The following is a 14,007-nucleotide window of genomic DNA, read 5'->3' as shown; positions in this document are numbered from 1 at the left end:
TCTGATGACATTACCCGAGCGCTGACGGCCACTCAAGGGTAGGTGCGTGTATCGATGGCCCCTGCAGCAACAACCTGAAAACGATTGTTTGGAAGGCGGGACGCGGTATCGATGAATACGATGCCAAAACAGCCAACAGGTTCAAAGCAACCGACCTGCGTACAGGCCGGTTGTGCATGCGCTACTGGGCGTTCAACAGGGCTTCGACGGACATACGCGCCGGTTTCGGCTGCCCGTCAGAGGTCAGCAGGCCGAAGTTCTTCTCGCGATCGTTGCTGCCCGAATCACTGTTCTTCCATTCATAAATGGACGTCAGCGGAATATTGAGTTTTTTAACATCGCCAATAAACGTGTTGATCTTGCTCGCTTGTCCTTCAGGCCCACCATTGGAGGCGAGTGCCGAGATGCCCCATTCACTGATGACTCCCGGTAGATGGAAGTTTTGCTGAATGAAGTTTTGCGCATTGCTGATCTGCGTGGCGGTCATGCCGTAGGGGTGGTAGGACACGGCGCTCAGGCATTTGGGGTATTCGCTGACGATGCGGTTCAGCGCCACGGTTGCAGCCGAGCCTGCGCTAGGCGGGCGAGCGAAGCCGTAACCGATCACGGGCGTCGATGGAGGCTGCTCCTGCAGCGCCTTGCACACGCCGCTCATGAACGGCACAAACGTGGTGTCGAAATTGCGCGTCGGCCAGTAGGTTTCCAGTGTCCGGCTCATTCCATAACTCGATCGCCACCAGTTGCGCGCTGTACGACTGTTGCAGCCCCGTCACGGCTTTGGCGAAGCCTTCACCGGCAGTGCTCAGCTCGGCGCTCGAGGTGGCGGGCAACGCCTTGATCGCGCGGACCGTCAGCAACACAGGCAGGCCCGCAGACTGGGCTGCGGCGAAGGCATCGCTGACCTGTTTCTGATAAGCCTTGGCTGTCAGGCTGTCGCTCCACACACCGAAGCGGACAAAACCGAAGCCTGCCGATTTGATCTGCGCGGCGTCGGCGGCCGTGAAGTTCTGGATCTTCACCTGCACACCGATGTTCTTGGCTGGAAGGTTGGGAAACAGGGTGCTGGCGTGAACCTGAGTTGCACCCAGCGCCATCAACGCCAAAGCGCCGAGTCTTTTGAGATGTGTTGGTTTCATGTCTGCTCTCCCGAAGAGAAGTGACAACTGCGAATAAATGATCTCGTTTCTCAATTTTCGAGTGAGGTGATGGCACTTAGTGCGCGAATGTTAGTTTTTGTCGGAAAACAATCACTCGAAAATCACAGTTATTTTTAGTCCGTTAATAGTGGTTGGGGGGCTTTTAAACGCTGTGGTACTTAATGCTTCGGTACTAACAGGGCGAATCTATTTCTGAGTGCAGGAAGATCTTGAGGGTTCATTCAATTGCTCTCGGATGTTGGCCGTTTGACATTACACAGGAAAGTAAAACCTTGTTCAGAAAGATCCTTGTCGTTTGCGTGGGCAATATATGCCGTAGTCCGACGGCAGAACTGATGCTGCGTAACGCGCTGGCCCCCTCAGCGATCACCGTTTCCTCCGCAGGCCTGTCGGCGCGGGTGGGCGAGGGTGTAGAAGCGTCCGCGCGGCAAGTGCTCGAAGACCATGGCCATAACGCCGAAGGCTTCATGGCACGGCAACTGACCGCAGACATCGTCAATGAATCAGACCTGATTCTGGTCATGGAAAAACAGCATGTTAATCAAGTACTGAAGATTGCCTCTCACGCCAGAGGCAAAGTGTTTCTGCTCGGCAAGTGGCAGAGCGAGCGCGAAATACAGGACCCGTATCGTCAAGGCAAGGCCGCTTTTATTCATGCCCATGCATTGATTGAAGATGCTGTTAGTTCATGGGCGCAGCGCCTCGGGCATTGATGAATATTCTTCAGATCAGTGAATGGTAAGAACAGACTTATGCAGTTACCGTCAGTAATCGGCACCCGTGACAACGATCAAGACAGTATTGATCTGCTCGGCATATTTGGCAGCCTGATCGATCAGAAATGGTTGATCGGCGCGCTCACCGGCGCCTTCATGGTGACCGGTGTCGCGTACGCGGTTTTGGCCACGCCCGTATACCTGGCCAATGCGTTGGTGCAGGTCGAGCCGAAAAAGAACGACATGCTCGGTTTCTCCGACCTCAACAGCATGCTCGGTGGGCAATCGCCGTCGGTGACCGAAATCGGCATCATCAAATCCCGCGCGGTGATCGGCAAAACCGTCGACGACCTGCGGCTGGACATCGATGTCACCCCCAACACCTTCCCGATGATTGGCGGCTTTCTCGCCCGGCGTTATCGCGGCGAGACCGAAACCAGCGTTGCTGCGCCGCGTTTCGGTCTGAACAGTTATGCCTGGGGCGGTGAGCGCCTGGAGTTTGCCCGGCTCAATCTGCCCAAAGAGTTGTTGGGCAAGAAACTCACCCTGATCGCCGGCGAACAGAAGCACTTCCAGTTGCTCGATGACAACGACAATCTGCTGGTCGAAGGCGTCGCCAGCGAAGCGTTCGCGCAGGACGGCGTAGAAGGGCAGATCACTCAGTTGTTGGCCAATCCCGGTACGCGTTTCGAAGTGGTGCGCAATCCGCGAATCGTGACCATTCAGGGTTATCAGGACGCGCTGGATATCTCCGAGCAGGGCAAGGAATCGGGAATTATCAAACTGGCGCTGGCCAGCAGCGACGCCGCTGAAGCGGTGAAGATCCTCAACAAGATCGCCGCGCTGTACGTCGATCAGAACGTGCGCCGCACCTCGGCCGAAGCAGCGCAGAGTCTGGCTTTCCTGCAAAGCCAGTTGCCGCAGGTCAAGCGTGATCTGGCCAAGGCCAGCGATGCGTTGAACGCCTATCAGACCCACGGCAAGACCGTGAACATCTCGCTGGAAACCCAGTCGGTGCTCGGTCAGTCGGTAGCGCTGGAAACGCGGATCTCCGAGCTGAAAATGCAGCAGGCGGAGATGGATCGCAAGTTCACCAAACAGCACCCGGCCTATCGCGCGTTGATGAGCCAGATTGGTGAGTTAACCCAGCAACAGAAGTCGCTGGAAGGCAAAGTCGGCGATCTGCCCGCGACCCAACAAGAGCTGCTCAACCTGACCCGCGATGTCGAAGTGGCCTCGCAGATCTACACGCAGTTGCTGAACAAATCCCAGGAGCTGGACATCGTCCGCGCCGGTGCCGTGGGTAACGTGCGTCTGGTCGACGCAGCGGATGTCGACCTGACCAGTCCGGTCAAACCGAAAAAAGCCCTGATCGTGCTGATCGCCACCTTCCTCGGCGCTTTTGTCGGCGTGGCGCTGGTGCTGCTGCGCAAATCCCTGAGTCGTGGTCTGGAAGGCCCGGAAGCCATCGAGCAACTCGGTTTGCCGGTGTACGCGTCGATTCCGTACAGCGCCTTGCAGGATGAAGAAGACAACAAAAAAGGCCGCGCCCGCGACGGTGTCGACAAACCGGCGTACCTGCTGGCCTTGCGCAATCCGACGGATCTGTCGATTGAATCGATCCGCAGCCTGCGCACCTGCCTGCACTTCGCCGGGCTCGATTCGACCAACAACCGCATCATGATTTCCGGGCCGAGCCCACAGGTCGGCAAGACCTTCGTCTCGTCCAACCTCGCCGCGGTCATGGCTTTGAGCGGGCAGCGCGTGGTGCTGATCGATGCCGACATGCGCAAAGGTCACCTGCACAAAACCCTCAACACACCGATCACCAACGGCTTGTCCGATCTGCTGGTCAAGCGCTGCAGCATCGATCAGGCAATCAACAAGGTCGAAATCGACAACCTGCACTTCATCAGCCGTGGCCAGGTGCCGCCGAATCCTTCCGAGCTGTTGATGCACGCCAACTTCCGCGAGCTGTTGGCGGAACTGAGCGAGCGCTACGACCTGGTGATCATCGATACGCCGCCGCTGCTGGCGGTGACCGATGCGGCCATCGTCGGCCGTGAAGCCGGGATCAGCCTGATCGTCACGCGCTTCGGGGTGAACCCGGCCAAAGAGATCGAACTGACCATTCGCCGCTTCGCGCAGAACGGCATCGAGTTGAAAGGCGCGGTGTTCAACGGCGTCGAGAAGCGTGCGGCCAGCTACTACGGCAATGGCGGTTACGGCTATTACAACTACGAATACGCGTCCGACAAATCCTGACTGTCAGCGACTGTTTTTTCCTGTTTGAAGTGGGTGATTTGTGAAGAAAATACTGCACGTGGCAGAGACGATCAAAGGTGGCGTCGCGACGGTGATCCGGACGATTTCGGCTTCGCCTGAAGGTGATGCGGCGAACTACGAGCTGGTGTACCTGGTCCCGGACGATCAGGCCAAAGAGTTGCACGGCATCGGCGCGCAGCAGATCCGCACCTTTCCCCGCACTGGACGCAATGTGCCGTCGTTGCTGCGTTTCGCCTGGCGTTTGACCCAGGTGATGCTCAAGGAAAAACCCGACGTGGTGCATTTGCACAGCACCTTTTCCGGCGTGATCGGGCGATGCGTATGTGTGCTGTTGCGACCGTGGCGCAAGCCGAAAATCGTCTACTGCCCGCACGCGTTTTCGTTCCTGATGGAAAGCTCGCCGACCAAGCAAAAAGTCTATGCATGGATTGAGCGGGTACTGCAGAAAGTCACCGATGTGATCATTTGCGTCAGCCAGTATGAACTCGATAAAGCCGCGCGCTTCGGTATCGAGCGCAAGCGCATGAAGCTGATCTACAACGGCATTCACCACAAGGATGACGCGCCGAAAGCGGCGAGTCCCGAGCCGATTCATCTGCTCTTCGTCGGTCGCCTCGATTATCAGAAAGGCTTCGACGTGTTGCTCAAGGCCTTCGCCAACGTGCAGCGCAAAGACTTGAAGCTGACCGTGGTCGGCAGCGCGGTGAACGAGGACGCGGTGGAGTGCCCGCCGATGGACTCTGTTGAATACCTGCCATGGGTCACGCCGAGCGAAGTGCAGGCGCTGTACCAGAAAGCCGATGCGCTGATCGTGCCGAGTCGCTGGGAAGGTTTCGCCATGGTGCCGCTGGAAGGCATGGCCATGGGTTTGCCGGTAATCGCCAGCAACTGCACCTCGCTGCCGGAACTGGTCACCAATGAAGTCTCCGGTTATGTCTTCCCGTCCGGTGATCACCAGGCATTGGCCGACGTGCTGACGATTATCCAGAAACCACGCTTGCTCGACCTCGGCAACGAAGGACGGAGCATTGTCCGCGAGCGTTTCAGCGCCGCGTTGATGATTCGCCAGACCTACGACCTGTATCGCGCTCCCACTTTTTAAGTAGAACTCAAGCATATGAACGTAACGATTTTGCATGGCTACAGTGCGTCCAACTCCGGTGACGGCTTGCTCGTCGATCTGGCCATTGCCCTGGTGCAGCGCAACTTTGGCGAAGACACCGCGATCAGTGTCGTGGCTTCCGATCCGGATTCTTTCAGCTACTTGCCGCACCCGCGTTTCGACGCGCCGGTGATGGCGGCCAAGGGTTTTGGCCGGGTCAAGCAAGCGGTGTTTCTCAATCAGTCCTACGCCGGGCTGGCGGATCTGTTGAAGAAAACCGACCTGATCGTCGGCGTCGGCGGCGGCTACATGCGCTCAAAAAGTGCTTTCGAACATATCAAGTTGAAACTCGGCCACGCCAAGCAACTGGAAACCGCGATCCTCAGCAAAGTGCCGTCGGTGTACCTGCCGCAAAGCATCGGCCCGTTCCACGGCGAGAGCAGCAAAATCGTCGAGCACTACGCCAGCGCCGACGCGGTATTCGTCCGTGACAACCGCTCTTCGGCGATTTTCGATGCCTGCGCCAACGTCTACCGTGCGCCGGATCTGGCGGTGCAATCGCTGGCGAGCAAAATCCTCCAGCAAGCAAAATTCACCCGCTGTGCGTCATCGCCAGCCACGGTGTGCGTGGTACTGCGCAAGCCGCCGGAGTGGAGCAAGGAAAAGAAAGTCGCTTACGTCGCCAATCTGAAGTTGCTGCTGCAGCGCCTGAAGAACAAAAGCAAAGTGGTCTGCGCCGTACAGAGCGCGGTACGCGGCAACGATGACGGTGCGTTCTATCGCGAACTGGGCATTAGCGAAGACTTGCTGTCGTTGAAGGCGACGATTGCCAAGTATCAGCCGGACCTGGTGATTTCCGTACGCCTGCACGGCGCTATTGAATCGCTGCTTTCCGGCGTGCCGGCGTACCACATCAGCTACGAACGCAAAGGCTTCGGCGCCTATCAGGACATGGGCGTGGAAGACTGGGTGATCAACGGCGGCGACATCAATGTCGACACCATCATCGACACGGTTTACGCGCCGAATGCGTTGTCGAATTTCGGCAAGCGCCTGACCGATACCTGCCGTGAAATCGAGGCAAAAACCGTGGCCATGGACGAGATCATCAAAGGTGTCGTTCGATGATATTTCGGCTACTGCTTCGCGGCGGTGCATTGGGCGCGAAGTTTTTGCTGGTGTTGGCGATCACCCATTACCTGGGGTATGAAGCGCTGGGTTTTTACGGTGTGGTGGTCGCCGCTTCGTTGATCGCGTCGAAGTTCTACAGTGTCGGGTTCAGTTCCGAGATCAATCGCTTGATCAGTGTCGGCGGCAGTTCGCGCCGCGTGGTCGACAAGGTGCTGCTGCTGTACCTCGCCGTTGGCGTGATCTTGTCGGTGGTGACGGTGCTGATTTATTCGCTGTTCCAGCAAGTCGAAGCGAGCGCCGCGCTGATCCTTTGTGTGACGTTGGTGTTGCTCACTGAGCATCTGTCGTTCGAGATCAACTCGTTCGTGTTTTCCGCGCAGAAAGCCACGGCCGGTGCGCTGCTGTTTTTCATCAAGACTGGCCTGTGGGCGCTGTTGGCGGTGGGCGGGATGATGCTCGACTGGGTCTCGGGAATTGCCAGTGTGTTGTGGTTGTGGGTCGCCGCCAACGTGCTGGTGATCATCGCCGGTTACCTGATCGTGGTGAACGTTCATCACGGCCGGGAAACCGGGACACTGGCCACTGCTACTGTATGGAAAGCGGGATTACCGTTTTACCTCGGCACCGGGTTGATCGCGTTGAGTCAATGCGCCGAGCGGTTTCTGATCGCCGACCTCGAACCGTACGCCAAACTGGGTCAATACGTGTACGCGTGGTCAGCAGCCAACACCTTGCAGGCGCTGTCGTATGCGGTAGTGGCGGTGATCGGGATTCCGTTGTTGGCCAAGCGTTTTCAAGCCGATCAGCAGGCGTTCACGGTCAAGCAGTTGTTCGTCAACAAGTGGGTCATGCGCTCGCTGGTGGTGTCGGCGGCGGTGGCGGTGGCGATCTATGTGTTTTTCAACGTGGTGCTCGATTACGTCGCCACCAGCGTGCCGCGTCCGGACAATGTGATCCTCGGCGTGCTGATTTTTTCCTTCGCTTTGCGCGCGATTGGCGACATCGTCTGGGGCGGTTTGATTGCCTCGAAAAACAGCCGCGTATCGCTCGCCAGCGCGGCGATCTGTCTGCTGGTTTCGGTGCCGGTCAGCTATGTGTTGATCAAGCACTATTCGATTTACGGCGCCGCTTGGGGCAATGTCTTCGCGATCATCGTGCAACTGCTGGTGATTGCCGTGCTGACCCGCGCAACGGCCGGGAAAAAGGCTGCGTTGTCATGGGCCTGAAACTGCCGTGCATCGAGTTTCGCGGCAAGCGACTCGATTCGTATGTCTCGTTCCTGATCCTCTTCACCGGGCTGTTTCTGTCGGTGGCGATGCCGCTGTTGATTCCACGTGATCCGGGGCCGGATGCGATGACGTTGTGGTCGTCCTACGCCCGCGCCGACAACTGCAATTTCTGGAACCCGTTCTCGCCGGATCGTTCGTCCTACGAGTGTTCGGCGTTCCTGCTGCGGCCCACCGGGATCAACCTGACCAATGCCTGGGCCTACGGCATGTTCTGCAATTTTTTCCTCACGGCGATTCCGGTGGTGGTTTTTCGGCGCATGCCGTTGGCGATCTTCGGCACCCTGTGCCTGTGGGGCATCGTGCGCTCGTTCTTCCTTGAGAACCTGACCAAGGAAATCATTGTGTCGGTGGCGGTGTTGAGCATTTTGCTCAGCTCGCTGACGCGAAAATATCGCGGCGGATTTTTCCTCTCGGCAGTGATCTACGGTGTGCTGATTCGGCCCTACTGGATTTTGTTTTCGCTGTCGTGGGTCGGCGTCTGTGTGATGAAAAAGTACGTGTCGCGCACGACGTTCTTTCTGATGCTGTTCCTGTTTTATCTGGCGGTGGCGATGTCGATCCAGCTCGCCCTGGGCTTTCCGGTGTCGTCGATCCGCGCCAGTAACAACGAGTTGCGCACGGCGGGCGAGGAGGGCTCGAAATCGTTGATCGTGTCGTGGCTCAGCGGCAGCGACTTCGTTTCGCAGGCGCTGGACTCGATGATCATCTTCTTCCGCCTGTCGTTCCCGGTGGAGCTGATTCTGCTGTCGGGGCCGGGGCAGGTGATCTTCGTCGCGTTGATGATCATGACCGCGTTGCTGCTGTTCAAAGTCATCACCTCGACCGATTACAAAGGCGCGCCGATCCAGACCAAACCCAAGGAACTGATCGCGATTCCGCTGGCGTTTCTGCTGGTGCAAGGCCTGTTCGAGCCGGACTTCGGCTCCTTCGCCCGGCACTTCTCGATGGTGGTGCCGGTGTTGTTTGTCGGTCTGGGCTTGATGCTGCGGGCGAACAAACCGGTGCAGGTTGAATCAAGAATTCTGAATTGAGGCAGGTGCTTTATGTCGAGCAAGAAAAAGTCCCTGGAGATTGAAACCCTGCGTGGCCTGGCGTGCCTGTTGCTGGTGCTCTATCACGTCATCGGCCCGCTGGGCGGCGGGTTGAAGATCGATGTCGGCTCGCCGTTCCGGGTGCTCGCCGATTCGATGGTGTACGTGCGCATGCCGTTGTTCACCTTCATCTCCGGGTACATCTATTCGATTTACAAAATCCGCGGCAATGACTTTTCCGCGTTCTTCAGCGGCAAGGTGCGTCGCTTGATCGTGCCGCTGTTTTGCGTCGGTGTACCGTTCTCGGTGTTGCAAGCGGTGGGGCCGGGGGTGAACAAGGATGTCGGGGTGATCGACGCGCTGTTGTCGTTCTGGGTGCCGATCAACCACTTTTGGTTCCTGCAGGCGGTGTTCATCATTTTCATGTTCGTCGGGCTGCTGGAGTGGCGCGGGATGCTGCGCTCGGCGACGCGCTTGTATGGGCTGTTTGCGTTTGCGGCAGTGTTGTTTCTGCTGCCGCCGTTCAAGTTCGACGCGTTCGGGATCAACGGGGCGATTTATCTGTTGCCGTTTTTTGTCGCGGGGATGATTGGCCAGGAGAACGTCGATGCGCTGAAGCAACGCTTCAAGGTGATCGGGCCGTTGGTGTTTGTGTTGATCTCGCTGACGTTGTTGTATGTGGCAGCGATTGATCGTGAGTTGATTGTTGATCGCCGTAGCCTGATCGGTCTGACCGTGGGTTGCGTATCGTGCATCGCCTTGCTCTCGAGTGATATGCGCTCGAAAGCGCTGACCTGGCTGGGTGGCTATTCCTATGCGATCTTTCTGTTCCATGTGCTGTTCGCGGCGACGTCGCGGTTGGTGCTGGGGCGGTTGGGGGTGAAGGATGAAAGTTTGCTGGTGCTCGGTGGTTTGACCTTTGGTTTGCTCGGGCCGGTGCTGTTGTCGATGATTTTCAGCCGATTCAATTCCACCTCGGTGTTGTTCCTTGGGGAGCGGGCGGCGAAGAACAAACCGGCGGCGCCTGTCACCCCGGTGGTGCAACCACAAAACAGCTAAGAGCTTCGCGAGCAAGTCGAATCGTCGCACCGTCGCTCCCACAGGTTTTTTTGGTGTACACAGATTTAGCGGATGACCGCGACAAATGTAGGAGTGAGCCTGCTCGCGATAGCGTTGTGTCAGTCAATGCATTTGTATTGGATAGACCGCAATCGCGAGCAGGCTCACTCCTACAGTTGATCTCTGTACATCCCGGCATTCAGTGGGCCATTTCAGACTGAAGGAAATTTTGCATGTTGGCAGTAGATGACGCGCAACCCGTCGCAGCGTCGGTGGTTCAGGTAGGTGACGCCCGCGAGCGTTTCGCGCAGTGGCGTGAAGGCAAGGCCGGTAAGGTTTTGTCGGTCTCGGTGATCGGCGACAGCTACAGCGCCGGGCAGGATTTCTACCTGAACAAACTGGTGCAGCGCGTGGCCGGGGAGGTGGGTTTTGCCGGGCCGGGTTACGTCGGTTTCAATCACGGTGCCGCGCTGGGCGGCACGCACTTCAAATACACCCGCAGCAGTGACAAGTACTTCGGCGGCGACTGGAAGGTTTCAGAGTTGGGGCAAGCAAGCCCGGACAGCCGCACAGTGACGGGCCGGTCCGGTGCGTGGTTGCAGGTGGATGCCAATCCTTCGCCGCGCATCGATACGGCGGTCACTCAGGCGAAACTGCTTTACCTCGGCACTGGCGAATCCTCTGAGATCCGTTACCGCTGGTCACCTTCAGAAGATTGGCAGCCGATGACGCTGACAGGCGCCGGGGTTCAGGAAGTGCCATTGGCAGGCCTGTCTGCAGCGAAAGACTGGTCCTTCAAACTGGAAGTGGTGAAAGGCGCGCCGACGTTGTTCGGCCTGTGGATGAGCAACGATCAGAACGGCGTGCGCGTATCGAAACTGGCGGCCTCCGGTGCGGCGTCTGCGGATTTCTATCACCAGGATCCGCAATGGCAGGTGCAGTGGAAAGCTGCCGTGTCGAAGATCCCCGCTGATGTTTACCTGATCATGCTCGGTGGCAACGATCAGGGCTTCGGCGTGAAGCCCGCGCAGTATCTGCAGAACGTTCAGGGGCTGGTGGGCATGTTGCGTGAGATTCAACCGCAGGCGAGCATCAACCTGATCATGCGGCAGGACACCACGCGCTCCAGCGCTTACCCGATGTCGGCGTATGCGCAGGTGCTTGAGCCGTGGGCGCGAGAGCAACGTCTGGGCTACGCCAATCTGCAATGCGCGTTCGGCCCTGACGTCAAACGCTACGCGGCAGCGATGATCGGCCCGGACAAGATTCATCCGGTACCGGCCACGGGCGGGAAGGTGATTGCCGATTACTTTTATGGCTGGATTACCGGCGCCAAGGATCGGTGCGACGCCTCCCCTAAATAACACGCAAACCCCAGAGCGGTGATCGTTCCCACGCTCTGCGTGGGAATGCCGCCCGGGACGCTCCGCGTCCCTTCGCTGGGTGACGCAGAGCGTCACTGGATGCATTCCCACGCAGAGCGTGGGAACGATCAGGTGAGGGGAGTTATTCGAAGGCGTCGACCTGCTCGAGCAACTCCGCAATCTTCTGCGGCATCAACCGCGTATCGCACCGTGTCTCAACGTTGATGATGATCGCCGGGTCGTTGCAGCAAATCCGCACGCGAAAGCGCCAGTCGCTGAAGATCACTTTCAGGCCATCCTGGTCATCCATCTCCAATGCCTGCTCGCCATACAGCTTTTTCAGATGAGCAAGCAGGGGATAGGGATCACGCAGCGGCCGGCGGATATCACCGGACGCCGGAAATACGCCAATCCGCTCCACCAGCAGAGTCGTGCCCAGCCAGGACTCGTTGGCGCTGGGCAACGGTTGATGGCGCGACAGCCAGCTCATCACCCCGAGGTTACCCACCTCGCGTTCAATCTCTACGGAATGTTGTGCAATGTTCATGGTGGCCTCGTTGGGTGAAGGGAGCCGTCTCAGCGGCCCTTGAGATAGACGTTTTCGTAGCAGAAATTGGTCGCCTGCAAGTAACCCTCGGCGTCACCGCAGTCAAAGCGCAGGCCTTTGAATTGGTAGGCCAGCACGCAACCGTTCTGCGCCTGTTTCATCAGTGCGTCGGTGATCTGGATTTCACCGCCCTTGCCCGGTTGGGTGTCGGCGATCAGGTCGAAAATGTCCGGGGTGAGGATGTAGCGGCCGATGATTGCCAGGTTCGACGGCGCGTCTTGCGGGGCCGGTTTTTCCACCATGTTGTTGACGCGGTAGATGCCGTCGGACATCAGCTCGCCGGCGATCACCCCGTACTTGTGGGTCTGGTCGGCCGGGACTTCCTGGATGGCGACGATCGAGCAGCGGAATTTCTTGTACAGCTCAATCATCTGCGTAAGCACGCCGTCACCTTCCAGGTTCAGGCACAGGTCATCGGCCAGCACCACGGCAAACGGCTCATCGCCGATCAGCGGACGACCGCTGAGAATCGCGTGGCCCAGACCTTTCATTTCCACCTGCCGGGTGTAGGAGAAGGTGCAGGTGTCGATCAGCTCGCGGGTGCCGGCTAGGAATTTCTCTTTCTCGGTGCCGCGAATCTGGTGTTCAAGTTCGTAGCTGATGTCGAAATGGTCTTCCAGCGCACGCTTTCCGCGACCGGTGACGATGGCCATGTGTTGCAGGCCGGCGTCCCGCGCTTCTTCAACGGCGTACTCGATCAACGGCTTGTTGACGATCGGCAGCATCTCTTTCGGCATGGCTTTGGTGGCCGGCAAGAAACGCGTGCCATAGCCGGCAGCGGGGAACAAACATTTACGAATCATAAAAGTATCCTGGACAGTCATGGAACACAGGCGACGGATGCGAGCCATAAACAATGGCTGCAAGTTTCAATGTTGATTGAAGGCCTACTTTAATACCTGAGTCAGGTTGTTAATGGCAATTAGTTGGGCTGGTAAAACATGACAATGTTATGAGATGTCGGCGAATGCTTTATTAGTTATTTTTAGTCGGTATCGGTTGATAGTGATGAGCGCACAGGGAGTGCTAATAAGTAGCGGGCAATACAGTGTGACCTGCAAAAATATTTATTGCCAGTCATTGAACTAGTTTTGTTTTCGGTTGTTGTCGCCTGTTTGTGTGAGTTGTGACACATCTTCAATAAAACAGGCTTGACACGCTACTTGTCACTCATCCAAAGACGGATAGCACTATGAAGATTCTGGTAACGGGTGGCGCCGGCTATATCGGCTCGCACACCACACTTGCTCTACTTGAAGCAGGTTATGAAGTTGTCGTACTGGATAACCTTTGTAACAGCAGCGAAGCCGCGTTGCACGCCGTTGAGGGCATTTGCGGCAAGAGTGCCTGGATGATCCGCGGCGATGTCTGTGACCGGGCATTGCTTGACCGGATTTTCCGCGAGCACAACATCGAAGCGGTGCTGCATTTTGCCGGCCTGAAAGCGGTCGGCGAGAGCGTGCGCAAACCGCTCGAGTACTACGAGACCAACGTCAGCGGCAGTATCAATTTGTGTCAGGCGATGGCGGCGGCGGGGGTGTTCCGGCTGGTGTTCAGCTCGTCGGCCACGGTGTATGGCGAGCCCGAGCAGATGCCGATCCGCGAGGACTTTCCCACCGGCAATCCGACCAATCCCTACGGCCAGTCCAAGTTGATCGTCGAGAATGTCCTGCGTGACTTGAGCCTGGCCGAGCCACGCTGGAGCATCGCCTTGCTGCGCTACTTCAACCCGATCGGCGCCCACGCCAGCGGGCACATGGGCGAAGACCCCAACGGCATCCCGAATAATCTGGTGCCGTACATCAGTCAGGTGGCGGTCGGCAGCCTGCAAGAGTTGTCGATCTTCGGCAACGATTACCCGACAATCGATGGCACGGGCGTGCGTGATTACATCCACGTCGTCGATCTGGCCGACGGCCACTTGAAGGCGTTGCAGTCGATCTCCGAACGCAGCGGCATTCATACCTGGAACCTCGGCACCGGCGATGGTTACAGCGTGCTGCAGGTGCTCCACGCGTTCGAGCAGGCCTGCGGGCAACCGGTGCCGTACCGAATGATGCCGCGCCGCTCCGGGGATATCGCCGAGAGTTGGGCCGACGCCTCCAAGGCGGCAAAAGAGCTGGGCTGGAAAGCTACGCGCAACTTACAGGACATGGTCACTGATACTTGGCGCTGGCAATCGAACCATCCCCAAGGCTACTCGCGATGATGGCCATTTAGTCCAATGTTATTTTCAGTCAGGTTGTTAGATAACGTCGGGAAATT

General features: G+C 57.8%; 11 protein-coding genes and 1 pseudogene. 9 read left to right on the top strand and 3 right to left on the bottom strand.

Annotated elements, in window-relative coordinates; all coding sequences use genetic code 11:
* Window positions 1-181 precede the first annotated feature (181 nt).
* Window positions 182-1,136 (bottom strand): annotated as a pseudogene (locus tag AB4O11_RS27955) (cellulase family glycosylhydrolase).
* A 293-nt stretch (window positions 1,137-1,429) separates the two neighbouring features.
* Between AB4O11_RS27955 and AB4O11_RS27950 the strand changes: the two are divergent.
* From AB4O11_RS27950 to AB4O11_RS27915, 8 genes are all read left to right on the top strand, one after another.
* The gene (locus AB4O11_RS27950) at window positions 1,430-1,870 is read left to right on the top strand and encodes a low molecular weight protein-tyrosine-phosphatase (RefSeq protein WP_093433725.1); all 441 of its coding nucleotides are present in this window, start codon (window positions 1,430-1,432) and stop codon (window positions 1,868-1,870) included.
* 39 nt (window positions 1,871-1,909) lie between these two features.
* Entirely contained in the window at window positions 1,910-4,138 is a 2,229-nt protein-coding gene (locus AB4O11_RS27945; RefSeq protein WP_093433728.1) for a polysaccharide biosynthesis tyrosine autokinase, read from the top strand.
* 40 nt (window positions 4,139-4,178) lie between these two features.
* Entirely contained in the window at window positions 4,179-5,261 is a 1,083-nt protein-coding gene (locus AB4O11_RS27940) for a glycosyltransferase (protein ID WP_095050484.1), read from the top strand.
* A 15-nt stretch (window positions 5,262-5,276) separates the two neighbouring features.
* A complete protein-coding gene (locus AB4O11_RS27935; RefSeq protein WP_414926296.1) occupies window positions 5,277-6,389 on the top strand; it encodes a polysaccharide pyruvyl transferase family protein in 1,113 nt (370 codons plus the stop codon).
* Complete coding sequence (locus AB4O11_RS27930) at window positions 6,386-7,618, top strand: MATE family efflux transporter (protein WP_460091611.1); 1,233 nt, start codon at window positions 6,386-6,388, stop codon at window positions 7,616-7,618. The genes AB4O11_RS27935 and AB4O11_RS27930 overlap by 4 nt, the downstream gene beginning before the upstream one ends.
* Window positions 7,609-8,712: a hypothetical protein gene (locus AB4O11_RS27925; RefSeq protein ID WP_016986717.1), complete on the top strand. Its 1,104-nt coding sequence runs from the start codon at window positions 7,609-7,611 to the stop codon at window positions 8,710-8,712. The genes AB4O11_RS27930 and AB4O11_RS27925 overlap by 10 nt, the downstream gene beginning before the upstream one ends.
* A gap of 12 nt (window positions 8,713-8,724) precedes the next feature.
* Window positions 8,725-9,771, top strand: coding sequence for an acyltransferase family protein (locus AB4O11_RS27920; RefSeq protein ID WP_460091609.1), 1,047 nt, complete (start codon window positions 8,725-8,727; stop codon window positions 9,769-9,771).
* Window positions 9,772-10,004: 233 nt separating this feature from the next.
* Window positions 10,005-11,135: an SGNH/GDSL hydrolase family protein gene (locus AB4O11_RS27915; RefSeq protein WP_460091607.1), complete on the top strand. Its 1,131-nt coding sequence runs from the start codon at window positions 10,005-10,007 to the stop codon at window positions 11,133-11,135.
* 142 nt (window positions 11,136-11,277) lie between these two features.
* Here the strand turns inward: AB4O11_RS27915 and AB4O11_RS27910 are convergent, their stop codons facing one another.
* Both AB4O11_RS27910 and galU read right to left on the bottom strand, forming a co-directional pair.
* Complete coding sequence (locus AB4O11_RS27910) at window positions 11,278-11,682, bottom strand: mannose-1-phosphate guanylyltransferase (protein ID WP_460129577.1); 405 nt, start codon at window positions 11,680-11,682, stop codon at window positions 11,278-11,280.
* Between the two features lie 29 nt (window positions 11,683-11,711).
* Entirely contained in the window at window positions 11,712-12,545 is an 834-nt protein-coding gene (gene galU / locus AB4O11_RS27905) for a UTP--glucose-1-phosphate uridylyltransferase GalU (protein WP_093433753.1), read from the bottom strand.
* 389 nt (window positions 12,546-12,934) lie between these two features.
* Here galU and galE point away from each other — a divergent pair, with 389 nt between their 5' ends.
* Window positions 12,935-13,951 (top strand): UDP-glucose 4-epimerase GalE, encoded by a 1,017-nt coding sequence (gene galE, locus AB4O11_RS27900; RefSeq protein WP_414926300.1) that lies wholly within the window; start codon window positions 12,935-12,937, stop codon window positions 13,949-13,951.
* Window positions 13,952-14,007 lie beyond the last annotated feature (56 nt).

The organism is Pseudomonas sp. H1_D05 (assembly GCF_054682705.1).
Note: the sequence above shows the minus strand (reverse complement) of the source record. Positions and strands in the feature narration are given on the sequence as shown.

Excerpts from the sequence above, each read along its gene's own strand:
- AB4O11_RS27945 (WP_093433728.1), top strand. The coding sequence starts at position 1,910 with ATGCAGTTACCGTCAGTAATCGGCACCCGTGACAACGATCAAGACAGT.
- AB4O11_RS27935 (WP_414926296.1), top strand. The coding sequence starts at position 5,277 with ATGAACGTAACGATTTTGCATGGCTACAGTGCGTCCAACTCCGGTGAC.
- AB4O11_RS27930 (WP_460091611.1), top strand. The coding sequence starts at position 6,386 with ATGATATTTCGGCTACTGCTTCGCGGCGGTGCATTGGGCGCGAAGTTT.
- AB4O11_RS27925 (WP_016986717.1), top strand. The coding sequence starts at position 7,609 with ATGGGCCTGAAACTGCCGTGCATCGAGTTTCGCGGCAAGCGACTCGAT.
- AB4O11_RS27920 (WP_460091609.1), top strand. The coding sequence starts at position 8,725 with ATGTCGAGCAAGAAAAAGTCCCTGGAGATTGAAACCCTGCGTGGCCTG.
- AB4O11_RS27915 (WP_460091607.1), top strand. The coding sequence starts at position 10,005 with ATGTTGGCAGTAGATGACGCGCAACCCGTCGCAGCGTCGGTGGTTCAG.
- AB4O11_RS27910 (WP_460129577.1), bottom strand. The coding sequence starts at position 11,682 with ATGAACATTGCACAACATTCCGTAGAGATTGAACGCGAGGTGGGTAAC.
- galU (WP_093433753.1), bottom strand. The coding sequence starts at position 12,545 with ATGATTCGTAAATGTTTGTTCCCCGCTGCCGGCTATGGCACGCGTTTC.
- galE (WP_414926300.1), top strand. The coding sequence starts at position 12,935 with ATGAAGATTCTGGTAACGGGTGGCGCCGGCTATATCGGCTCGCACACC.